Annotated in this window: 20 protein-coding genes; 6 read left to right on the top strand and 14 right to left on the bottom strand. The window is 65.6% G+C overall.

Annotated features, from left to right (window positions below):
* Positions 1–41 precede the first annotated feature (41 nt).
* From Q0C57_RS02175 to Q0C57_RS02160, 4 genes are all read right to left on the bottom strand, one after another.
* Positions 42–1370, bottom strand: coding sequence for a sodium-dependent transporter (locus Q0C57_RS02175; RefSeq protein ID WP_296571420.1), 1329 nt, complete (start codon positions 1368–1370; stop codon positions 42–44).
* Between the two features lie 73 nt (positions 1371–1443).
* A complete protein-coding gene (locus tag Q0C57_RS02170; RefSeq protein ID WP_296571418.1) occupies positions 1444–2853 on the bottom strand; it encodes a sodium:glutamate symporter in 1410 nt (469 codons plus the stop codon).
* Positions 2854–2916: 63 nt separating this feature from the next.
* Entirely contained in the window at positions 2917–3777 is an 861-nt protein-coding gene (locus tag Q0C57_RS02165; RefSeq protein WP_296571414.1) for a universal stress protein, read from the bottom strand.
* Positions 3778–3967: 190 nt separating this feature from the next.
* Positions 3968–5695, bottom strand: coding sequence for a cation:proton antiporter (locus Q0C57_RS02160; protein WP_296571411.1), 1728 nt, complete (start codon positions 5693–5695; stop codon positions 3968–3970).
* 461 nt (positions 5696–6156) lie between these two features.
* On the opposite strand from Q0C57_RS02160, the gene Q0C57_RS02155 reads away from it, so the two are divergent.
* The gene (locus tag Q0C57_RS02155) at positions 6157–7251 is read left to right on the top strand and encodes a site-2 protease family protein (protein ID WP_296571408.1); all 1095 of its coding nucleotides are present in this window, start codon (positions 6157–6159) and stop codon (positions 7249–7251) included.
* A gap of 9 nt (positions 7252–7260) precedes the next feature.
* On the opposite strand, the gene Q0C57_RS02150 is transcribed toward Q0C57_RS02155, so the two are convergent.
* From Q0C57_RS02150 to Q0C57_RS02125, 6 genes are all read right to left on the bottom strand, one after another.
* Complete coding sequence (locus tag Q0C57_RS02150) at positions 7261–8385, bottom strand: alpha/beta fold hydrolase (protein ID WP_296571403.1); 1125 nt, start codon at positions 8383–8385, stop codon at positions 7261–7263.
* Positions 8385–10112 carry an alpha/beta fold hydrolase gene (locus Q0C57_RS02145; RefSeq protein WP_296571400.1) on the bottom strand — a complete coding sequence of 576 codons (1728 nt, stop codon included), beginning with the start codon at positions 10110–10112 and terminating at the stop codon, positions 8385–8387. The genes Q0C57_RS02150 and Q0C57_RS02145 overlap by 1 nt, the downstream gene beginning before the upstream one ends.
* 724 nt (positions 10113–10836) lie before the next feature.
* On the bottom strand, positions 10837–11541 hold the full coding sequence (locus Q0C57_RS02140; protein ID WP_296571397.1) for a phosphonate ABC transporter ATP-binding protein: 705 nt from the start codon (positions 11539–11541) through the stop codon (positions 10837–10839).
* Positions 11538–12305 carry a phosphonate ABC transporter, permease protein PhnE gene (phnE, locus tag Q0C57_RS02135; protein WP_296571394.1) on the bottom strand — a complete coding sequence of 256 codons (768 nt, stop codon included), beginning with the start codon at positions 12303–12305 and terminating at the stop codon, positions 11538–11540. The genes Q0C57_RS02140 and phnE overlap by 4 nt, the downstream gene beginning before the upstream one ends.
* A gap of 83 nt (positions 12306–12388) precedes the next feature.
* Positions 12389–13252, bottom strand: coding sequence for a phosphate/phosphite/phosphonate ABC transporter substrate-binding protein (locus Q0C57_RS02130; RefSeq protein ID WP_296571390.1), 864 nt, complete (start codon positions 13250–13252; stop codon positions 12389–12391).
* A gap of 617 nt (positions 13253–13869) precedes the next feature.
* Positions 13870–14199: a hypothetical protein gene (locus Q0C57_RS02125; RefSeq protein ID WP_296571388.1), complete on the bottom strand. Its 330-nt coding sequence runs from the start codon at positions 14197–14199 to the stop codon at positions 13870–13872.
* Positions 14200–14537: 338 nt separating this feature from the next.
* Here Q0C57_RS02125 and Q0C57_RS02120 point away from each other — a divergent pair, with 338 nt between their 5' ends.
* The 4 genes from Q0C57_RS02120 to Q0C57_RS02105 all read left to right on the top strand — a co-directional run bounded on the left by Q0C57_RS02120 (position 14538) and on the right by Q0C57_RS02105 (position 18316).
* Positions 14538–15266: a GntR family transcriptional regulator gene (locus Q0C57_RS02120; RefSeq protein WP_296571385.1), complete on the top strand. Its 729-nt coding sequence runs from the start codon at positions 14538–14540 to the stop codon at positions 15264–15266.
* Positions 15267–15362: 96 nt separating this feature from the next.
* Entirely contained in the window at positions 15363–16373 is a 1011-nt protein-coding gene (locus tag Q0C57_RS02115; protein ID WP_296571382.1) for a sialic acid TRAP transporter substrate-binding protein SiaP, read from the top strand.
* A gap of 104 nt (positions 16374–16477) precedes the next feature.
* Positions 16478–17032 carry a TRAP transporter small permease gene (locus Q0C57_RS02110; protein ID WP_296571379.1) on the top strand — a complete coding sequence of 185 codons (555 nt, stop codon included), beginning with the start codon at positions 16478–16480 and terminating at the stop codon, positions 17030–17032.
* A gap of 9 nt (positions 17033–17041) precedes the next feature.
* Positions 17042–18316: a TRAP transporter large permease gene (locus tag Q0C57_RS02105; RefSeq protein ID WP_296571376.1), complete on the top strand. Its 1275-nt coding sequence runs from the start codon at positions 17042–17044 to the stop codon at positions 18314–18316.
* 79 nt (positions 18317–18395) lie between these two features.
* Here the strand turns inward: Q0C57_RS02105 and Q0C57_RS02100 are convergent, their stop codons facing one another.
* Both Q0C57_RS02100 and Q0C57_RS02095 read right to left on the bottom strand, forming a co-directional pair.
* A complete protein-coding gene (locus Q0C57_RS02100) occupies positions 18396–18599 on the bottom strand; it encodes a hypothetical protein (RefSeq protein ID WP_296571373.1) in 204 nt (67 codons plus the stop codon).
* 157 nt (positions 18600–18756) lie between these two features.
* Positions 18757–19275, bottom strand: a complete 519-nt coding sequence (locus Q0C57_RS02095) for a hypothetical protein (protein ID WP_296571370.1) — start codon at positions 19273–19275, stop codon at positions 18757–18759.
* Between the two features lie 195 nt (positions 19276–19470).
* On the opposite strand from Q0C57_RS02095, the gene Q0C57_RS02090 reads away from it, so the two are divergent.
* Positions 19471–20646, top strand: coding sequence for an OpgC family protein (locus tag Q0C57_RS02090; protein ID WP_296571367.1), 1176 nt, complete (start codon positions 19471–19473; stop codon positions 20644–20646).
* Positions 20647–20650: 4 nt separating this feature from the next.
* Here the strand turns inward: Q0C57_RS02090 and Q0C57_RS02085 are convergent, their stop codons facing one another.
* Together Q0C57_RS02085 and Q0C57_RS02080 are read right to left on the bottom strand one after the other, a co-directional pair.
* Positions 20651–22417, bottom strand: coding sequence for a methyl-accepting chemotaxis protein (locus Q0C57_RS02085; protein ID WP_296571364.1), 1767 nt, complete (start codon positions 22415–22417; stop codon positions 20651–20653).
* Positions 22418–22525: 108 nt separating this feature from the next.
* Positions 22526–23206: an HAD-IA family hydrolase gene (locus Q0C57_RS02080; RefSeq protein ID WP_296571361.1), complete on the bottom strand. Its 681-nt coding sequence runs from the start codon at positions 23204–23206 to the stop codon at positions 22526–22528.
* Between the last annotated feature and the right edge of the window lie 47 nt (positions 23207–23253).

The raw sequence follows: 23253 nt of genomic DNA, 5'->3' as shown, positions 1-23253 counted from the left end.
GGAGGCTGCGCCGATGTCTCTGGCCTTGGATTGGACGGGGACTACCGCCATGCCGATGACCTCAGGAGAATGACGACGATCGTGGCGGGCACCACAATCCTGAGAAGCCACAGCCAGATCCACCCCACTCCAGTCATGCCGAGATCGGCGTTCGTGAGCGCCACCACAGGTTTGAGACGCCATCCGACGAAGACGGCGCAGACAAGCCCAGCCAGCGGCAGCAGGATGTTGGACGTCGTCTGATCGACAAGGTCCAGAAGCGGCAGCCCGCCGATCGACCAGTGCCGCAGAAGACCATAGCTGAGCGCGGACGGGAGCCCTGCCAGGAAGACCGCCAGACTCACGATCGTGACCGCGCGGGCGCGCGAAAGCTGCCAGCGGTGAACCAGGACCGAGACGGGCACCTCCAGCAGAGACATCATGGAGGTCAGCGCCGCAGCCGCCAGCAGCAGGAAGAAGACGAGGCCGATCACGATGCCTCCCGTCATCTGGGCGAAGACCTGTGGCAGCGTGATGAAGGCGAGCTTGGGGCCTGCAGCCGGGTCACCACCGAAGGCGAAGACGGCCGGAAAGATGGCGAGCCCCGCCACGATGGCGAAGGCCGTGTCGCCGGCCGCAACGGCCAGAGCGGCGCGAGGAATGCTGGTACGCCGATCGAGATAGCCCGCATAGGTGATGAAGACGGCCATGCCGACGCCGAGCGAGAAGAAGGCCTGGCCCAGGGCATTGAGATAGACTGCCGGACGCGACAGGGCGCTCCAGTCCGGGGACAGGATGAAGGCGACGCCGCGCATTCCGCCCGGCAGCGTCACCGCAAAGGCCGCGAGCAGAACCACGATCACAGCCAAAAGGGGCATCAGCCAGCGGTTCAACCGCTCGATGCCGTCCTTGATACCACCGCTGACAACCAGCGCCGCTGCGGCCAGCATGGCCGCCTGCCAGAGGACCGGCTCCATCCCATGGCCGATGAACCCTTCGAAATAAGCGGCATAACCGGCGGCATCGGCTTGCCAAAGCCCCCCTGTTGCTGCGCCGAAGACATAGCGCAGCGCCCAGCCGGCGATCACGGCATAATAGCTCAGGATCAGTCCCGCCGCGACGACGCCGGCCCAACCGGCGTGGCGCCACAACGGGCCTGCGCCGGGCTGGAAGGCGGTGACGGCATCGGCGCTGGCCCTGCGCCCCAGCGCCAGTTCTGCAATCATCAACGGCAGGCCGATGAGCGCGACACATGCGAGGTAGACGAGCAGGAAAGCGGCGCCGCCATTCTCGCCAGTGACATAGGCGAAACGCCAGATGTTGCCGAGCCCGACAGCCGCGCCGATCGTGGCGACGATGAACCCGGCGGTGGATCCCCAATGCTCCCTCATAGGACTCCCGTGCTCCTGCCTGTGGAACTCGGAAAAGCGTCTGCCGGAGGTTCCCCGTCTCCTGACAAGGCTGTCATGGCGTATCATGCTCCCTGCGCAAGAGAGGCAGGCGGCCGAAGAGAATGAGCCCGAGCGCGATCCAGAAGAGCGTGATCAAGGCGGTGAACAAGAGGATGGGCCAGGGGCCGAAGGCCGCGATGAGCGGCATGGCGGCGGCCGTAAACAGCCCGCCGCCGACGATCGGCTCGAACAGCAATTGCTTGGCACCGAAACTGGCGAGAGCGGGGCTCCTGTTCTGGGGATCGCTCATCGACAGGAGCATGAGCCCCGTCGCCGTCATGCCGAGGCTCTGTCCGAGATCGGCAATGGCGCGCTCAAACCACCATTCGCGCATCAGGACGGGCGCCAGAAGCGCGAAGCAGGCAACGCACCAGACGATGCCGGCAACGGCCAGCAAGGCGAAGGGGACGAGATGTGTACCGATCGCCGCGAGCGAGAGGGTCGCTACGGCGCACAGGATCAGGAAGTCCAGGGCAAGCCCCTTCAATGCCCGCACCATCCGTCGGTCCACCAGATCCTGCCAACCACAGGCGGTCAAGCCTCGCTGAACGATGACACCGCCGATCATGGCGAAGGGAAAGAGCGGCATATGGCTCAGGATCCCCGGAGCGCCAGGCGGAATGACCAGTTGCTCCGTGGCCGTCAGGGCCGCGAGGATGATCCAGCCGACACCGATGGATGCGGCGACGACCACCGCCGCCAGCGATAGCGGCGCTATGACGTCATCCAGGGATCGCGCCGGCGGTGACGATGGTCCCTCGCCAGCGCCGGATTCCGGCAGGACAGCCCTTCCGGTCGGGTCGATGATCCCCCGCCGCGCCGCCCAGTTGACGAGGGCGACCCCGATCAAGACGGCGGCGATGACACCGACCGTGGCGAGACCAAGGGCGAGGTCCTTCCCCTCTGGAAAGCCGACCGCGTGGAAGGTCGCGGCCAGGCCCCCCGCCGTCCCGTGGCCGCCTTCGAAGCCGATCTCGATGAGCGCACCCGCGACCGGAGGCAGTCCATAGACCGGCGTGAGGATGGTGATAGCGAGGACAAGGCCGACCACATATTGCCCCCAGGCGAGTGTCTGGCCGAATGCAACCTGTGGCCCGGCAATGCGCCAGATCTCGGCCGGCCCGGGAATGCGCTCTCCGAGAAACAGGGCCGCGAAGACAACCGAGATGGCAAGCCCAGGAACCTGTTTCATCACGTCCCGGGCATCGTTCGGGATCAGGCCGGCCACCAGCACATGACCCTCGCCCCCTGCAGCCGACATAGCGGCGCCGAGCACTTCCGGTCCGAAAAGGAGACCGACCAGCCCCCCGACCAGCGACGCTGGCAGGAACAGCCGGGCCAGCCAGGACCAGGTGAGGCGCAGGGCGACACCAATCCCAAGCAGCAGCACGGCTATCGCCAAGGCGCTGATCATGGCGCTCATCGACGTCACTCCTTGCGGGACAGGACGAGCCGTCTGGAACCGGCTGTACGCCGGACCACCACGTCAGCCCTCATCGGCCTGATCCGGTGGCGGAACAACCAGCACGTCGATCGTGGCGGACCGCAGAACAGCCTCCGCGACGCTTCCGAGCAGAAGCCGCGCAAGACCGGACTGGCCGCGCGTACCGATGACAATCAGGTCGGCTTCGGCCTTGACCGACGCTTGCAGGATCGCCACTCCGGGCTTGCCCTCCGCCATGCGCGCGATGCAGTGCCGCGGGCTGAGCGGCAAGGCGCCGGCAAAGGCGTGCAGGTCCTCCGTTGCGGCGGCTTCCCGCTTCTCAATATGGAAATTGATTTCGTGAGGGGGCGTGGTCGCCCGCATCATGAGCGCCACCTCCGGGATATCGATCGCCTGGAACAAGGTCAGTTCGGCGCCCGATGCCATACCCAGCCTTTTCAGGGCAGCAGCAGCATCGACCGACGGCTGCGACAAGTCCGAAGCCGCAAGCACCCGGCGGTAGGGTCCCAGAGGACTGGCATTGGCCATCAGGACTGGCACCGCGCTATGGCGAATGACGCGATCCGCCGTCGTCCCCACGAAAGCGTCGCGCAGGATCTGGCGCCGATGAGGACCGATCACCAGCAAATCGGCCTTCTGGGACCTGGCAGTGGCCGCGATGCCCTCGAAGGGATCAGCCAAAACCAGACGATAGTCACAGGGAAGACCATCGACATGGCGGATGGTCTGGGACAGTTCTGCAAGCGCCTTTTCCGCGGCGGCCCGGTCGAGGGAGACGAGATATTCAGGCCGATCGCTGTCCACGACGTGCAGGATGGAGATCAGTGCGCCGGTTTGGCGCGCCAGCAGGGTGGCGCGGCGCAGCGCCCTGTCCGAACGGGTCGAGAAATCGGTCGCGACCATTATCTGTTTCATTACAATCACTCCTTCATCCCGACAGTCACAATCAAGTCTGCACCGCATTCAGTAAGCCCCTGCGAGCGACGCCCCGCACACCAGTGCAGAGGTTGCCGGCTCGTCGGTCGCGCCGGGACCTTGGCGCGTGGTCCGGCAGTCCGGGCATCGGTAGCGATCCGGCGGCAGGACGCTGTATTCATCCGGCGATCTCGCGACCCTCTGTGTCGATCGCCGGAATATCCGTCCTGGCCTCCTGCCGGCTTCCACACAGGAGTTCCACCGCCCGGTCCGCGGCGTCCTGGAACGGCTCAAGGACCATGTCGGCGCCGGCCGACAACAAGGCCTCAACTTCGGTCGACACGTGAGAAGCTACAGCGATGCGGCCACGATATCCGGCCGCGCGCGTCAGTTGCAGAATGGTCGTGCCGGTGTTTTCGTGACTGAGCCCGGTGACATGCTGTGGGACAGTCGAGACAATCCATCCCTTCGGCGGCAGGGGAAGCTCGGCCAAAAAATCCGCGTCCGTAGCATCACCGAAATGCGCCTCCAGTCCCAGGTCGCGCCAGCGGCGGACCGCCAGCGGATTGAAGTCCACACCCAAGACCCTGATGCCTCTCTTCTGGAGGCGAAGGCCGATGGCGGTGCCGAACCGCCCCAGCCCAAAGACGACGACATCAGGGGACGACTGGGCATCGGCGACGGGCGTCGCGCGCGTCTCGCGCGGAGATCCGGTCCGCTCGAACAGCCCCAGCAAAGGTTCGCAAATTGCGTAAAGCCGGTGCGAGTAAGTGATCATGTAGGTCGAGGCGGCAATCGTCACGAGGCCGACGAGGGTGACGAGGCCAAGAGCGTCCTTCGACACATGCCCGAGGCTCACGCCCATGGCGACGAAGATCAGGGAAAACTCGCTGATCTGGGCCACCGTCAGTCCGGCCAGAAAACCGGTCCGCTTGCGATAGCCCATGGCCCCCATGATGACGAGGACGACGAGCGGGTTGCCAATCAGCACGAACAGCGAGAACACGACTGCAGCGGTGACATGCGCTCCGAGGAGCGACAGATCGAGCGTAGCGCCGAGGGCGATGAAAAAGAACAGCAGAAGAAAATCGCGAAGCGGCGCCAGCCGTGCGGCGATGGTCTCCCGATAGGGCGTCGACGCAAGCGAGATCCCGGCCAACAGGCCGCCGACTTCCTTCCCCAGGCCGACGAGATCACCGAGAGCCGCGAACATTGTCGCCTGGGCAATCGCAAACACCACCAGGAGTTCCGGCGAACGGGCCAGCCGCTCAGTCAGTGGCGAGGCCACGTAACGGACGAAGGCGACGACGAGGCCCAACATGGCCAGTCCCGAGGCCAGCACCAGAGGGACCGAGCCGCCGCCATGTCCGTCGGACTGGGCACCGATGCCGATCGCTGAGAGGACAATCATCGCCAGCACGACGACGAGGTCCTGCACGATCAGGAAACCCAGCGCGATCTGACCGTGCAGGGAATCGATCTCGCGTTTGTCGGACAGCAGCTTGACGATGATGATCGTCGAGGAAAACGTCAGCGCGACGGCGACGTACAGGCTGGTCAGGTGGTCGAGCCCCAAGGCCAAGCCGATGAGATATCCGAAGATCGACGTGAACGCGACCTGCCCGAGCCCGGTCATCAGCGACACCGCGCCTAAGGAGCGGATAAGTTTCACGTCGAGTTTGATGCCAACGAGGAAGAGCAGAATGGCGATGCCAAGCTTAGCGAGCAGGTCGATCTGGGCGTTGGAGCGAACGACGTCCATGGCCGAGGGGCCGGCGAGGAGGCCGACCGCCAGGAAGCTCACGATGAGCGGTTGCCTGATCAGGATGCCGAGAAGCCCAATGGCGGCTGCCATTCCCAGCAGCAGTGCAACCTCGGCGAAGGGTGCCAGTGACGGCAAGGTCATTCGATCTCCTCAATGCGGCGTGCGCAGGGCACATCGTCGGTTCCGGCACGTGCCTGGGCGCACAAGCCTTCATGCACCCCCGATGTTTGCGGGACGATCGATCACGGCCGCATAAGGAAGACTGGCCGGCAATCCTCGTCCCAGGATTTCGGGCGTCATATCCGCCCCTTGCGACCACTAAACATTCGCCGGGCATGTCGAATTGACCTGAAACAACCGGGTTCTGCGACATTTCAACGCGAGCGGCAGACTCCATCCTGACCGGACGGGCTTGGGATGCGGCAAGCGATGCGTCCGCCGTCTTTGCGCGTTGCGCGGGCCGGGCGGCCTGCTCGGTAGCGGACCGGCAGGGGCGCGCGCGTTATAGTCAACCTGACGCCAGGGGCAGGTTGGGGCCGCCCGTTCCCTCTGGGATGGCCGGCTGGCGGCACGGCGAAAGCGCTCCGGCGCAGGAGGCAGGAATGAGTTGGTCCTTCACCATCGGACGGGTCTTCGGCACCGAGGTGCGCATTCACCTGACTTTCCTCCTGCTGGTCGCATGGTTCGCCCTGTCGGCCGGGATGCGGGACGGACAGGCGGGAGCGATCCAGGCCGCGGCCTTCGTGCTGGCGGTCTTCGCCTGCGTCCTCGCGCATGAGTTCGGCCACGTGCTGATGGCCCGCCGGTTCGGCATCGCCACGTCGGACGTCACGCTGCTGCCGATCGGCGGAGTGGCCAACATGGCACGGATGCCCGAAGACCCCGGCCAGGAACTGTGGATTGCCCTGGCGGGTCCCGCAGTCAATGTCGTGATCGCGTCGCTGCTCGTCGTCCTCGCGGGCGCTCAGTTCGATCCGGCCCAGGTCACGACCGCGGTCTCCGGGACGACTGCCGATTTCGCCACCCGCCTGGCGGCGGTCAATATCGTTCTCGTCGTCTTCAACCTCCTTCCCGCCTTCCCCATGGACGGCGGCCGCGTGTTGCGCGCCGTGCTGTCATGGTGGATGGGGCGACCGCAAGCGACCCGCATCGCAGCCGGCATCGGGCAGAGCCTCGCCTTCGTGCTCGGCTTCCTGGGCCTCTTCGGCAATCCGCTGCTCATCTTCATCGCCCTTTTCGTCTTCATGGCGGCGAGCCAGGAAGCCTATGCGGTGGAACTGGGAGACGCGACGAGCCGGGCCGGCGTCGGGCGCGCCACCATCACCTCCTTTTCCACGCTGAAGACAGACGCCCGGGTCGGCGACGCGGTCGATCTCCTCCTCTCCACCTCGCAGCGGGAATTTCCGGTGACCGACGGGGCCGGGCGGCTGCGCGGCGTTCTCACCCGGGACGGCATGATCCAGGCGCTGGCCACGTCCGGGCCGGACACCGCGGTCATCGATGTCATGGAGCGGGAGATCGCCACGGTTCACCAGCGCGCTCCCCTCTCCCAGGCGGTCACCGCGCTTGAGACATCCGGCCGATCGCTGGTCGGCGTCATCGACGACGATGAGCGTGTGGTCGGCCTCGTGACGATGGAAAACCTCGCCGAATACATGATGGTCGAGCGGGCGAGGCGCGAGCGGCCCGCGGCCTAGCCCTGCGGCTCACCGCTCCGATGCGCGGCGGCGGGTCATCCGGCCTGCCCTGGCCTTTGGCTTCGGCTGCGCCGCCGGCCTTTCTGTCAGGAAGGCGGCGATTTCCGGCCATGTGCGGGCGAGCACGTCTTTCCCCATGAACAGGCTGAGATGGCGCCCCGCGACCAGACGCACGGCAATCCGATCCGGCGGCGATGCGACCTGTGACGCCATGTCGAGAAGCTGCGGCGGACTGACGATCTCGTCGTCACGGGCCGCCACCAGCAGGAGCGGACAGGCGATGGCGCCGAGACCAATCTCCCGTCCCAAGGCCGGAAACGTGCCGCTCACCAGCCTGTTCTGGCGGAAGATCCAGTTCACCGTGTCGCGATAGAAGGCGCCGGGCAAATCGACGATCTCCGCATCCCATTCCTGGAATCGCGACCTGAGCCAGGCCGGAACGCGGCGCCGCTGCAAGACCGCCGCGAGCAGGCCGTCGTTGGTCATCGCACTCGGCCACAGATCCTGCATGATCCGGCCGCGCACCAGGCCGCCCCACTGATCGAGCATGAGGTCGACCGCCGCGGCCGGCGTGCGTTCCACCATATCGGTCAGAACACTGGGGGCTGCCGCCATGTCGATCGGCGCACCGACGAGCACGAGCCGCAAGATCTTCGCGGGAAAGCGTGCCGCGTAGATGGCGGCCAGCGTCCCGCCCTGGCAGAGGCCTGCCATGGCGACCGGGGCGCCACAATCATCGACGGCGACGTTGAGGTCGGCGAGTTGGGCGTCAATGGACTGGTGGCGGTGCGCCTCATCAGCGCTGCGCCATTCGGTGAGCCAGACCTGCCCGATGCCCGCGGCCAGCAGCGCCTTGATCACACTGTGGCCGGGCGCGAGGTCGGTGATGGTTGCGCCGTGCAGCGCATAGGGCGCCACGAGGATCATGCCGGGGCCGCCGGCTGTGCCGGCGAACTCCCGCAGGCGCATGGTCGGCAGTTCGCGGACGATGCTGCTGGTGGTCGACCACCGCCATGACGCCGGCGGCTTCGGTCTTTCGCCGAGGCCCGGCGTCAAGGAGGCCATGGAATCGAACGTCCGGTGCGCCGCCGCCAGCGAGGCATCGAAAAGCGCGAACCAGAACGGAAGCGGCATCACGCGTCTTGCCCCCTGACATAATCTCCCGGCGCAGCGGCGAGAATTGGGTAACCGGCAGCCGCATGGCCCATCGTCGGCGGCTGCTGCAGCACGGGCGAGGACCGGCGTTTCAGCCAGTCCTGCCAGGAGATCCACCAACTCCCCTCGCGAGGGTCATGCGCGGCGAGCCAGGCGTCAGGATCAAGATAGGAATGGCCGTCGTCGCGTGTGCCGATGCGGTGGACGCGGCCCGGAGTGTCCGGCGGCGACACGACACCCTGATTGTGCCCGCCACTGGTGAGGGCGAAGGTCACCTGCGTATCGAGGGACAGATGCAGCTTGTAGACCGCTCGCCATGGGGCGATGTGGTCCCATTCGGTACCGAGAACAAAGAGCGGCACGCGAATATCCTGGAGCGCAATCGTGCGGCCATCAACCTTGAAACGCCCTTCCGCGAGATCATTGGCGAGGTAGAGCGAACGGAGATACTGGGCGTGCATCCGGGCGGGCATCCGCGTGCCGTCGAGCGACCAGGCCATGATGTCGATCAGCCGCCGTCGTTCTCCCATCAAGTATTCGCGAACCATGCGGGACCAGATGAGATCATTGGCCCGCAGAAGGTTGAAGGTGCCCATCATGCGCGGGCCCTCCAGATAGCCGCGCTCATCCATCATGTCCTCGAGAAGGGCGAGTTGGCTGTCAGTGATGAAGAGCCGCAATTCACCGGCATCATGGAAGTCCGTCAGGGCGGCGAGCAGGGTCAGGCTGGCGAGGCGATGGTCGCCGTCCCGGGCCATGGCGGCCGCGGTGATGGCCATGAGGGTGCCGCCAAGGCAATAGCCGACGCCATGCACCCGGTCGGCACCGGTGATCGCTGTCGCAGCGTCGATGGCCGCCAGAGCCCCTTCGGTCCTGTACTGATCGAAGGCGACATCGCGGTCCGCCTCGGTCGGGTTCTTCCACGAGACGACGAAAACGGTGAAGCCCTGGTCGACCAGCGAACGGATCAGCGAATTCTCTGGCCGAAGGTCGAGGATGTAATACTTCATAATCCAGGCGGGCACGATCACCACCGGTTCTGCACGGACTTTCGGCGTCGTTGGTGCATACTGGATGATCTCGGCAAGCCGCGTACGGGCCACTACCTGGCCGGGCGTGACCGCGACCGTTTCCCCGACCCGGAAAGCTTCGACGCCGGTTGCGGGAGCGCCGGTCGCCGCGGTCTGCACGTCTTCCAGCCAGTGGCGAAAGCCTTCCACAAGCGATTGCCCGCCTGTCCTGATCGCCTTCTGCAGCACCTCCGGGTTGGTCGCCATGAAATTGGACGGCGACCAGAAATCGAGGATCTGGCGCGCGGCGAAGTCAACAATAGCCGCGTTCTGAGGGGAAACGCCGTGGACGCCGCTGGTCGCGGCATCCCACCAGGCCTCCGCAGCGAGGTGCGACCGGGCCAGTTGTCGGTAGGGCCACCCATGCCACGTGGCATCTCGGAAGCGCCGGTCGCTGTCACGGGCCGCCTGGCACAGCGGCCCGCAGGCGCCAAGGGGTCCGCCGTCCTCGGCCAGTTGCAGCACCTGTTCGAAGGCGAGCCCGGCAAGTTCCATCTGCCGGCCCGGCGAGGCCGCAAGATGAGAGAACCAGTCGCCCCAGGCGCCCATGAGCGCCAGCACCGACACGCCACCGGTCAACCGTCCGGCGAGGGCCCACAGTTTCCGGTCGAGAGGGTTGGTTGATGCCGCGCGCACCTCCGCCCCCGCTTCGTCGGCCGGCGCACCGGGGGATAAGCCGACCGATGGCCGGACTGCTGGCGTCCTTGCAGGCGATGCTGTCGATGCTTTCATCATCGCTCCCTTCAGGGGACCAAGACGCCTACCCCGTGGTCCGAACTGGGGTCACTTTGGCAGAGCGGGCGGGTTCGGGATTGACCTGGAACAAGGCCATACCGCGGCATTTCACCGCGATAGGCCTTTCCGTGCCGCGAGCGCGGGATTTTGACACGGAACAGCGACCTCATGGTCCGGACCCGGGAGCTTCGGCGGCGACAAGCTCCATGGCTGGCGTCCGCAGGCCAGGCAGTGGCCGTGAGGTCTTCGGACCCGGCGCACCAGGAGGAGAGACGGGCGACGATGTCCAGCCATGACGGCCTCAACAGGCTGAACAGTCCTCAAGCCCGCTGCGTCGGTGACTGCCTGGCCGCCCTCCAGGAAAGCCCCGGAGGCCTTGCCGCAGTCACGGCCGCACGGCGCCTCGCTCTTGTCGTCAGACTAGCGCTGTCCTCAGCGCCGAAAAAGCCGCAGCGAAATAGGTCAGGTTGCGAAGGGTCTGCCTTCGGGGTCCACTATTGCTTACGGTTTGGCGGCGCGAAGCTGACCTTGCCAACCGGTCGCTTTCTGGGGCCGCCAAACGGAAATCGGGAACGTCTGGCCCCGCGAGTCGAATGGAGCGGGCACGCCGGCAGGGAACCAATCGTCAGGCCCGACAGGTACCTTGGCTGACGATGCGACCTGCCTCCATCGACAAGATCCTGTCTGCGAATTCGGCGGCAAGTTCGGGTTGATGCAAGGTGCAGAGAATGCCGAGGCCGCGTGAACGGGCGAGGTCACGCATCAATCCGAGAACGAGGCGTGCCGCATCCGGATCGAGACTTGCGACAGGCTCATCGGCGAGCAGGATGCAGCTGTCCTGCATGAGCGCCCGTGCGATGGCCACCCGCTGCTGCTGGCCACCCGAGAGCGTATCGGCGCGCTGGTTCCGTTGAGCGGCAAGCCCCACCGATGCCAGCGCATCATCGGCCTTGGCCCTGAGGGCGGGCGGATAAAGTCCCAATGCAACCCGCCAGGCTGGAAGCGATGGCAGAGCCGCCGTCATGACGTTGGCACACGCCGATCGCCGCCTGACCAGGTTGAACTGTTGGAAGACGACACCGATCTGGCCGCGGGCTTGGCGCAGGGCGCGGCCCTTCAGTCCATCATAGGCGACCCGGTTGATCTGAATCGAACCCCTATCAGGTTCGGTCAGCCGGGCGATGCATCGAAAGAGCGTGGACTTGCCGGATCCGCTGGGGCCAAGTACGGCAACCACTTCTCCGGCAGCCACCTCCAGTGACGCATCGTCAAGCGCGACCAGGTGTCCGAAACGCTTGGAGAGCCCGGAGACTGCGAGAACCGTGGTCATGAAAGCCGCCGCCGGAGCCAAGCGCTCAACTGGTCGATGAGCGTGACCATCACGAGGATAACGAGAAGGATCGTCAAAACCCGATCGAAGAGAAGCAGGTCGACACTGTTCTTGAGCTCCTGGCCGATACCACCAGCGCCCACAATGCCCAGCACCGTCGAAGCGCGGACGTTGAACTCCCACATGTAGAGCAGGATCGAGGAGAGTTGCGGCAGCACATCCGGCAACTGCGCATGCAGGAACACGCTGAGCCGCCCTGCCCCGCTCATCCGAGCCGCCTCGACCGGGCCGATCTCGGTCGCCTCGATGGCTTCGGCCCAGAGCTTGGCGATCGATCCGGCTGTATGCAGCGCGATGCCGAGCACCCCGGCAAATGGCCCGAGCCCCACGGCGGCAACGAAGATGAGCGCGAAGACGAAGGAATCGATCCCGCGCAGAACATTCAGAAGCCATCGTGCCGGAAGGGCAACAAGCGGAGAGATGCCGGTATTGCGTGCCGCAAGCAGACAGACAGGGGCTGCGATGAGAGCGCCGAATGACACGCCGACCGTAGCCATCGCCACGGTCTCGAGGCCTCGGTAGACGAGAACGTCGAGTTCGCTCAGGTCGGGCGGCCAGGATCGGGCGATCCAGGTTCCAAGGCGGGGAAGGCCCTCCAGAAGCCGCGGGACGCTGACCTCGGCAACCGAAAGGCAAAGCGCATAGAAGGCGACCCCGCCGAGCAGGAGCAGGAAGAAGCCCAGCCGTCGCCCCGGTGCGGCCACCGGGGTCGATGGCTTGTCCGGCACCCCAGGATCCTTTGACGTCGGTTTCGTTCCGCCTCCCGGCGCGGCATGCGGGGAAAGCATCAGGTTTTCGGCTGCAGGCGGCCAACAGCAACACCCGCCGCTTCGATCAGCGCATAGGCCTTGTGATCCGCACTGACCCAGCCCGTGTAGCGAGGGGGCATGATACTGCGTGCATCACCTTCGGAGATCGCCGTGACAATCTCCCGGATCCGGTCCGTGATTGCCGGATCAAAGCCGGCGCGGACAACAAGCGGGTCGTTCGGCAAAGGCTCGGATGTCCAGACGATCTTCACCTCATCGCGCCTGACAAGGCCGCGATCGGCCATACCGTTGAAATTGCGATCGAAATCTGTGGCAAGATCGACATGGCCATTGGCAACCGCCGTTACATTGGCCGGATGGGAGGCGCCATCCCGGTACTGGAAGAAGGTCTTGGGATCGATCCCGCGCGTCCTGAAATAATGGGTCGGGATCAGCCAACCCGAGGTCGAGCCCACATCGGCGAAGGAGATCCGCAAGCCCTTGGCACCATCGGGCCAGGAGGAGATTGTGAGGCCCGGACGTGCGAGAATGATCGCATGATAGAAGGGATTGCCATCGTACTTGACGGTGGCGATGGCCTGCGCGCCGCCCTGATGATGGGCAAGGACGTAGCCCCAGGGCCCCATCCACGCAACATCTGCCTGCCCATTGGCCAGCGCGATCGCGATTCCCGCCCAGTCATTCGTGACGACGAGGTCATAAGGCCGACCGAGCCGCTCGGCCAGATGCCTGAAAAAGGGCTCAAAAGCCCTTCGCGTGTCCGAAGGCGTCGGCTGGAACGGACCGACGGCAAAGCGAAGCCGGGTGCCTTGAGCCCTGAGGTAGGCAGGCGATGCGACGATAGCGCCAGCAGTCGCAAATAGAGTACGGCGATTGAGCATGTCGGCGATCCATTGACTGTTTTGACGGGCCATCGATCGTCGAGCCAAGGCAACGACATCGAAGATCGCCGTCCGTCTTGGCAGACGTGAGATCCCATTCGGGAGTGCAGCTCGGATCGTTACGTCACGCGGGCTGGGTGGCTTATACTGAACCGCCCCCGGTTTGTCGGAGGCTCCAACTTCCAAGTAGGATGGAGCCCAATCGAATCTCCCTGACGCAACAACCAAGAGCAGAGCTGATGCGAGGGCACCGACCACCTTGGATTTTGTGGCTTTTTACTCCGTTTGCCTCATCTGCAAGACGATGGGCTATCGTGACCGTGCTCATTCTGGTTATTCTCGTAGTCGGTCTCAGTGGTAGACTTCCCTGACATACCAAAGGACGACTATCTTGGGTGAGGCTAACTTCGACCTCGATGCCCTCACGGGCTGGGCAATGACCGCGGTCCTGCTGATCGGGTTGGTTGTGATCGCGTGGTACCGTCGTTGGCGGCGTGATCCACCAGCCTTTCGCGAACAGATCGGACGGATGCCCCCTGGCAAAACCATTCCCGGATCTTCAACCCATCCGCGGCCCAATGGCAGGATATAGCTCCCAACCGTCCGATGACGCAGGGTCAGACGCCGGCATTCGCTAGTTTTGCCGCGGAACGGATGACAAGCCCGAGGAATGCCATTCCGACTGCAGTGTGAATCGCCAGCCAGAACCGGTATTCCAAAGGGGAGCCATGGCGTGACACGCGGATCGTCATCCAGACCTGCATCTCGGCATTCAGCACCGCGGTAACCACGACCCACGTGGATCGGCTCGCTCCGAAAATGCTGACGACCAGGACCAGAATTTGCGCAGTGACCGCTCGAACGCCGGCACTGGGGTCAAGAACATCGGCATTCATCAACGCATAGGTTGTACTGAATACCACCGCCATCAAGGCAGTCAGACCCAACAGCCTTGGCATCCGCCCTCCGCTGCAGCAGCCACTCAGCGTCCATACTCAATTCGGCCACAAACCGGATCGGCGTCGGACCTGCGCCGCGGCTGTCTACATGCTCTCCCCCATCGCCATACCCCCAGTTCAGGTTGGTCAGGACCGGTACGGATCTGACGCCAGTTGACGGGTCCTGCTCCTGTCACGTCGGTCTGGCCGCGTCGTCACCCCGTGATCACGGACCGCGACTCGCTGCGCAATCTCGCGCCACACCCGATCCCCCGCGCCACCTGCATTCTTCCCGAGCCCGTTGCCAAGCTGATATATCAGGTGTACCTCTCATATCAGGAGTGGATATGCTGACAGTGATCGGGGGAGTGCGGGACAGGGCGTCACGCGGCCGGACGGCGGCGACGACGGTCCATGGCCTGTTGCGCGACGATATCCTGTCGCTCCGTCTCGCACCGGGGTCTCAGCTCAACGAGAAGGATATCGCCGCCCAGCACGGCGTCAGCCGCACGCCGGTGCGCGAGGCCTTGCTGCGCCTGTCGGACGAGGGGCTGGTGGACATCGTCTCGAAGTCAGGGACCTATGTCTCGCGCATCCCGCTCGCCGACCTTCCCGAAGCGATCACCATCCGGCGGGTTCTGGAGCAGCATGCGGTACGCGCTGCCGTGGAGCGCGCGTCCCGAAGCCAGATCATCGAGCTCGGCGCCATCGTGGCCCGCACGGCGGAAGCAGCCGAAGCCGGCGATACCGAAGCCTTTCACCGGGCTGACGAGGCCTTTCACGAGGCGATTGCCGCTGCCGGCGGCCATCCCGGCGTCTGGTCGCTCGTCAGGCATGTGAAATTGCAGGTCGACCGGTTCCGACGCCTGACCCTGCCCCTCGCCGGACGGATGGCGCGGGTGGTCGCCGAGCACGACGCCGTGCTGAAGGCCATCGAACAACGCCGGCCGGACGCCGCCGCCGAAGCCATGGGCCGGCATCTCGACGGGCTCAAACTCGGCGCCGAGGATCTCGAGCGCTTCAATCCGGACTTTTTCCTGGAGGATACGGGGCGGCCCGACCTGAAGCGCGCCTGAGACATTCACACCGCGTGCACCCGCCAAGGGCGGCGCGGCAACAAGCGGCGGATCAACCGCCCAAACCATCACCACCACGGGTAGGGAGGACACCCCATGACCATCACACGCCGCAACGCCCTGATCGCGGGCGCCGGACTTGCAACGACAGCCATCGCCCCCTTCAGCGCCACGCCGCTGCGCGCCCAGCAGACGAAGCTGAAATGGGCCCATGTCTACGAGACCGCCGAGCCCTATCACACCGATGCGCTCTGGGCCGCCTCGGAGATCGCCAAGCGAACCAATGGCAAATACCAGATCGAGGTCTTCCCGGCTTCGCAGCTCGGCAACGAGAACCAGATCAACGAGGCGCTCGGCCTCGGAACGGTCGACATCATCTATACCGGCGTCGCCTTTGCCGGCTCAATCCACAGGCCGATCGCCATCACCAACGCGCCCTATGTGCTGCGCGACTTCAACCACTGGAGGGCCTACCGCGACTCGCCGCTGTTCCGGCAGATCGCCTCGGGCTACGAGGGCCGCACGCGACACAAGGTGACCGCCCTCACCTATTACGGCGAGCGCCATGTGACCGCCAACCGTGCGATCAACAAGCCCGAGGACATGCGCGGCATGAAGCTGCGCGTGCCGCCGGCGCCTCTCTTCCTGATGTTCACCAAGTCGGTGGGCGCCAACGCCACGCCGATCGCCTTCGCCGAAGTCTATCTGGCGCTGCAGCAGGGCACGGTCGACGGCCAGGAGAACCCGCTTCCCACGATCATGGCGAAGAAGTTCTACGAGGTGCAGAGCCACATCATGCTCACCGGCCACATCACGGAGTCGCTGCTGTCGATCGTCGGCAGCCACATCTGGGCCCGGCTGAACGACGCGGAGAAAAAGATCTTCTCGGACGTGTTGATGGAGGCCGCCTCGCGCGCGTCGAACCAGATCCGCGAGAGCGAGCAGAAGCTGGCGGAGGAATTCCGCAAGCTCGGCAAGACCGTCATCTCACCGGACCGCGCGGCGTTCCGGGCTGCGGCTGTGCCGCTGCACAACGATGCGGCCTCTGGCGCCGGCTGGTCGAAGGCCGAATACGACGCACTCCAGGGGCTCGCCTCCTCCAGCTGAGGCGGCCCCGCCGCCCGCTCCGCTCCGACACTGGGGACGGTGGTGCCTGCGCCGGCGCCACCGTCCCCTGCAGCGTCCCACACCGCCTGGCCGACAAGGTTCCCATGTCACCGCAGCCCCCGACCGCGCCCGGCGCCGATCATCTGATCGTCGTCGAAGACCCGGATGTGCAGATCGAGCACTATCCCGAGGACTGGATCGCCTTCGCCCTGTTCTGGTTGATGGCCTTCGTCGTCTTCCTCCAGTTCTTCTCCCGCTACATCCTCAACTCGTCCTTCGCATGGACGGAGGAGATCGCCCGCTACCTGCTGATGTGGGTGACCTTCGTCGGCTCGGCAGTGGCCATGCGCCGGCGCAGCCACATCGCCGTGGAGGTGCTGCATCAGTTCCTTCCGGCACCGGCCGTCCGCCTGCTCAACTTCCTGATCGACGTGATCGTGCTGGGCTTCGTCGCCCTGCTCGTCTGGTTCGCCTGGCAGGTGACCGAGCGCATGGAGATCCAGCGCATGACGGTCTTCGACCTGTCGATGAGCATCGTCTATGGCGGCATCCTCGTCGGCTGCCTGCTCATGCTCTGGCGTGCCGGCCAGATGTTCATCGCCAATGCCCGCCGTGGCTGGCGCCCGGACCCGGCCCGTCAGGGCCTCATCATCGATTGAGGGCTGAGCATGTTCTGGCTTTTCGGCATCTTCGTCATCCTTTTGCTCCTCGGTACGCCGATCTTCGTGGCACTCGCGGCGGGGTCACTCGCCTACATCAAGTTCGAGACGATGATCCCGGACTTCGTGGTGCTCCACCGCATGGCCGGCGGCGTCGATTCCTTCCCGCTGCTGGCCGTGCCCTTCTTCATCCTCGCCGGCAACCTGATGAACACCGCCGGCATCACCAACCGCATCTATGATTTCGCCGTCTCGGCGGTCGGCTGGATGAAAGGCGGCCTCGGCCACGTCAATGTCGTGGGCTCGGTGGTCTTCGCGGGCATGTCGGGAACGGCCGTGGCGGATGCCGGAGGCCTCGGCACGATCGAGATCAAGGCCATGCGCGACCATGGCTACAAGGACGAGTTCGCCGTCGGAATCACCGCGGCCTCCTCGACCATCGGGCCGATCATCCCCCCCTCGCTGCCGATGGTGATCTTCGGCGTCGTCGGCAATGTCTCCATCGGCCAGCTCTTCGCCGGCGGGCTCATTCCCGGAGTCCTCATGGCGGTGATCCTGATGTTCTACGTCACCTGGTATGCACGCCGGCACGGGATCGGCCGCGACCAGGTGTTCCGGATGAAGGCGCTGGGGCAGACCTTCGTCCGCGCGATCCCGGCGCTGTTCACACCGGCGCTGATCATCGGCGGGATGTCGCTGGGCATCTTCACGCCGACCGAGGCGGCGATCGCGGCCTGCGCCTGGGCGCTGCTGCTCGGGGCGCTGCTCTACCGGTCGCTGTCGCTCAAACAGTTCTACCGCATCACGGTGGAGACCATCGAGACCACGGCCAGCGTGCTCATCATCGTCGCCGCCGCGTCGCTGTTCGGTTGGGTGCTGACCACCACGCGCGTGACCGAGGCGATTGCCACAGGGTTGCTGTCGATCACCGACAACCCGCTGCTGATCATGCTGCTCATCAACCTCTTCCTGCTGGTGGTGGGCTGCTTCATGGAGACGATCGCGGTGATCTCCATTCTCGTGCCGATCTTGATGCCCATCATCCTGAAGGTCGGCATCGATCCCGTCCAGTTCGGCGTCGTGATGGTGCTGAATCTGATGATTGGCCTGATCACACCGCCCGTCGGGATGGTGCTCTTCGTCCTGTCGAAAGTGGCCAATATCTCCTTCGAACGCACCGTATCGGGCGTGACGCCCTTCCTGGTGCCGCTGCTGTTCGTGCTGGTGCTGATCTCGGTCTTCCCGTGGTTCACCACGGCGCTGCCGACGCTCTGGTACCGTTAAGCCGCGAGGCAACCGAAAGGAAAAGCCCGGCGCAGAGGCCGGGCGTCATGTCCGTGCGCGGGGAAGGGGCGCGAGCCCCTCACCCGTCGTTGGCGGCCGCAGGCCAGGTGGCGGGCGGGTCCTGCGGGCTGCGCCAGGACAGCATCAGACCATTGCCGACGGCCCAGGCGCGAAGGGCGGCGAGCAGCGCGTCGGGACGGCTCACGTCGGGCACCTCCTCCTCGATGAAGCGGTCGACCGCGGCCAGGAGGTCCGGCGGGATCTGCAGCTTGATGGTGGTCATGCGCGCATCCTCAAACGTGCTCTTGAGCGGCACGATGGCGACTTTCTCGTACAGGAATGGTTAACGGGCAAGCCCTGACGGCGATCAGGGTTGCCGGTTCCTTGTCCCTGTCGCAGCAAATGTCGCGATGTGGATCCCGGGGCCGCGTAGCGACGAGTCAGCTGCGGTCGCGGTCGAGCATCATCTCGGTGACATAGGCCGCCATGGCGCCATAGAGGGCATGGCCGATCGTGCTCATAATGGTGAGCTGGCCGCCCCAGGCAAGGAGCAGGAAGGGCAGGCCGGCGAGCGGGGCGAAGATGCCGAGCGCGATAAAGGTGGTGAAGGTGCCCCAGAGCCAGCCGTTCCAGCGCCGGCCCAGCGCAAGCCCGTTGCGGGTCAGGAGATAATAGCCGAGCGGATAGCCGACGACGCCAGTGATGTAGTGCAGCGCCTTGGCGGCGACGTCGGAGGGCTCGAAGCCGAGACGGGCCGCGAACAGCGCCTTGATCAGACCCGGCGGCTCCAGTGGCCCGCCGGCAACGATGGCGGTGGGGACATTGGCCCAGATATCCCACAGGCCGAGGCCGGCGAATCCGCCGACCATGAGGGCGAGCATTTCCCTGGGGCCCGGCAGGGCGATGCCGCCCAGACGGAACGGCTGGTTCGTGGTGGCATGAGCAGTGCCGGCGATCATGGCGGGGCCCCTCAGGTCATGATGCGGGGCGACCTCGCCCCCTGACTGACTCTTCGCCGGGCGCGCTGCGGCGTTACCTTTCGCTGGTCTCACCAGAGCGTGAAGGGGCCATGTCGCCGCGCTGGCGGCCGCGGTGTAACGCCCCGGTCGGTCACGGCGTAGTCCGCATTGCAGCAACCGACAGGCGAGCCCGACATGACCGCTCCGCTCAAGCGCCCGCGCGACGTGCGCCTTGATGCCTTCCGCGGCCTGTGCATGCTGATCATCTTCATCGCCCATATGCCGCAGAACCCCTGGCTCGCCTGGATCCCGGCGCGCTTCGGCTTTTCCTCGGCAACAGAGCTTTTCGTCTTCGGCTCCGGCTTCGCCAGCGCCATGGCCTTCGGGCGGACCTATGCCAGCGCCGGCTTCGTCCCGGCGACGCTGAAGATCATCCAGCGCATCTGGCAGCTCTACTGGGCCCATCTGGCGCTGTTCGTCGCGCTGGCCGGCGTCACCGTTCTTCTCGCTCCGGCCGACAGCCATGCCATGCGCGCCCTCGCCCATGTCTTCGCGGCGCCGGCCCAGGCGCTGGGCGGTCTCGTGACGCTGACCTATGTGCCGATGCTGCTCGACATCCTGCCGCTCTACATCGTCGTGCTGGCGCTGGTGCCGGTGATGATGGCGGCGCACCGGCTGCACCCCGTCGCCCCCGTCGCCCTCTCGGCGGCGCTCTACATCGCCGCCCTGGCCTTCGGCCTTGCCATGCCCGGACGCTCCGACAATGCCGGGACCTGGTTCTTCAACCCCTTCGCCTGGCAGGTGCTGTTCTTCGCCGGCTTCGCCATCGGCCTCGGCTGGTGGAAACCGCCAGCCCTGGCGCGGCCACCGCTGGTCGGACTGGCTGCGGCTATCGTCACGGTCTCGGTGCCGTTCAACTTCTGGATGATCACCGACGCCTTTCCCGTCTTTATCGACCTGCAGATGCTGGTGCTGCCAGCCAATAGCTGGACCAACATCCACCCGGTGCGCATCATCCACTTCCTGGCGCTGGCCTATCTCGTCCTGTCGCTGCTGGAAGGGGCGCGCTGGCTGCTGGAGACGCGCGCGGCGGCGGTCCTGACCCTCGTCGGCACCCAGTCGCTGCCGGCCTTCCTCGCCTGTACGGTGCTTGCCTGGATCGGTGGCATCGCGCTCGACATTGTGGGCGATGCGCCCGGACCGACGGCCCTGGTCAATCTCGCCGGCCTTGCAGGGATCGTCGCAGCAGCCTGGCTGGCGCGCCTGTTCAAGGCAGCACCATGGGCAAGTCCGGCAGCCGGGGCAAAGCCGGTGCCGCCCCTGTCCGCCCAGGACGCGTCCCGCGCCGCGTTGCAGGCCGAGGGAGCCTGAGCCGTCACAGTCGATAGGCCATCCTGAGGCCGCCCCAGTGGCGGCCGAAGATGCGGATCGGTGCGTCGATCTCCTTCATGTTGACCGTGACGCCGTTGCCCATGTCGCGAACATAGGACTGAACGAGGTAGGGGCGCGAGGAGCGGGCCGCCGACAGGCCAGCACGGTCGTCGAAGATGCGCTTGTTGCGGCAGTTGGCGGCGTTCCAGACCGGATCGCCGGGCTTCTGCGGATGGGCATAGATGCGGTTGTGGACCGGCAGATAGGCATTGCGGTCCACGGCAGCGCAGAAGGCCATCTGCCTGTCGACGGCAAGCCAGCGCTCCTGGATGGGCGGCAGGATCTCCTCGAAGACCTTGAGATAGCGGGTCGAGAACTGGATGGGATCGGTGCCGGGAATGCGCACATAGTTATTGTCGAAGGCATCGTCGCGCGACAGCCTTCCAGCCTCGATGGCCTGTTCCACCGCACGGGTGATCTCGGCAGCGGCCTTGACCACGTGATCGATGCGCAGGGCATCGGCCTCGCGCAGCGCGGCGATCGTCTTCGCCAGGGCGGCACGCCCGGCCTCGTCCGGCGCAATGAACTCGCAATGGGTGCCCAGCGCCGACCGGGCGACAACCCTGATGCGGAACGTGGAGATGTCGTTCACGGCGGCTGTCGCCATCGCGCCGACCGGCAGCCGGTCGACCTCGCCCGCCGCCAGCAGCATCCCGCCTTCGGAGAGGTCCATGGTCTTCGTGCGGATGGCGCCTGCGGGGCCATCGAGGCGGACGGCGCGTTCGACGGGAAGCCGGTCATGGCGACGCCGGTCGCCGACTTCCGACTGGCGCAGGAAGATGGTGAAGCGCGACCGCAGCTTCTCGGTCAGCAGCTTGGCCTGGCGGCCGGCCTCATCGGCTTCATCGGAGGTGGTCTCGGCCTGGACTGCTGCCTGATCGATGGCACCGGCGCCGGAAGCGACGTCGGCGATGAAGGCGGCGCTGTTGCCGGCCGAGCGCGAGAGTTCGCCGATGGTGGCGACCTGCTGTTCCACGGCCTCGGCGACAGAGGCGAAGACCGGGCGGATTGCATCGACGGCGCCGGCGATTTGCTGGACGGCGGTGATGGAGGCCTGTGAATCCGCCTGCAGCTTGGCGACGCGCCGCGAGATCTCGTCGATCGCCCGCTGCGTCTCGAGGCTGAGGCTCTTCACCTCGGTGGCAACCACCGCGAAACCCCTGCCGGCCTCGCCGGCGCGGGCCGCCTCGATCGTCGCATTGAGCGCGAGGAGGTTGGTCTGGCGGGCGATCTTGGCGATCAGGCCGACCACCTGATCAATCTCGCTTGATGAGGCTCTCAAGCCGTCGACGCTCGCCGAGGCGAGACCCGCCGCCTCGATGGCCTCCTGCGTGAAACGCGTCGCCTGACGCACGCGATCGCCGATCGCCGCGGCACTCTGCCCGAATTCCTCGGTGGCGGCAGCGAGTTGGCTCGAATTCTGCGAAGCGCCGGCGGCGAGTTGGTCAAGCGCGCGCGAGCGGTCACGAATGGCCGCCAGGGCCCGGCTCGCGGCAGCCGTGCCCTGATGGACATGGTCGGCGGAGTCCGAGACATCCGCGATCACCTTCAAGAGATCGGACTCGACAAGACCGATCGTGTCGCGAACCTGGATGATCTCGGCTTTCAGACGCGCGACTTCCGCGGCCGCCCCCTCTGGCTCGGCTGCAGGCCCCTGCGACAACGCCTCATCTGCCGGGTTGCGCGCCTTGCGCATGCGGCCAAAGTCCATCGGCGTTCCCTCTGGCTGCCCGTCAATTGGCGTCAATATGACGTAAATTGTCGCGCACGAGGGTAAACGGTCGCTTAAGCGTATCGATGAGCGGGACGCGGCCCGTTCTTAGACTTTCGTCGAATCCAGCAGGCGCGCGACGGTCGCTGGCAGACTGTCGTAATGGTCGATGATGACGTCGGGGCGGAGGCTTTCAAGCGGTACCGCGGTATAGCCGCCGGAATAGGCCACGACCGGTACGCCGGCGCCCTGGGCGGCGCGAATATCGGTGTCGGAATCGCCCACCATGATCGCGCGCGCAGGATCACCGCCGGCATCGCGGACGGTCAGCAGGATATGGCGGGGATCGGGCTTGCGGAGCGCATAGGTGTCGGCCCCGGCGACGAAGGCGAAGCGGCGCGTCATGTCCAGTTCGTAAAGGAGCTTCTTGGCCAGGCGTTCGATCTTGTTGGTGCAGACGGCAAGGATCATCCCCGCGTCGGCCAGCCGGTCGAGCGCATCGAGCATGCCGGGAAAGGGGCGGCTATCACGGGTGAGGCGCGTCTCGTAGACGGCGACGTAGCGGGCATAGACCGCCTCGATCTCGTCCTGGGTGCCGCCCCTGCCCTTCAGCTTCAGCGCCTTTTCCACCATCGGCTTCATGCCGTGGCCGATCAGCTTTTTCGCCGCCTCGAGATCGATGGGGTCGAGCCCCTCCTCCTCAAGCAGCCAGGAGAGCGTACCGATCAGGTCCGGATGGGTGTCGACGAGCGTGCCGTCGAGATCGAAGACGATGGTGGCAGCCGACATGCCTGTGCTCTCCATGAAGACCCGGCAGGTCATGCCGAATATCGGCG

Origin of the sequence: Phreatobacter sp. (genome assembly GCF_022843985.1) — a bacterium.
Classification (GTDB): Bacteria; Pseudomonadota; Alphaproteobacteria; order Rhizobiales; family Phreatobacteraceae; genus Phreatobacter.
This window is presented reverse-complemented; position numbering and strand designations above follow the sequence as displayed.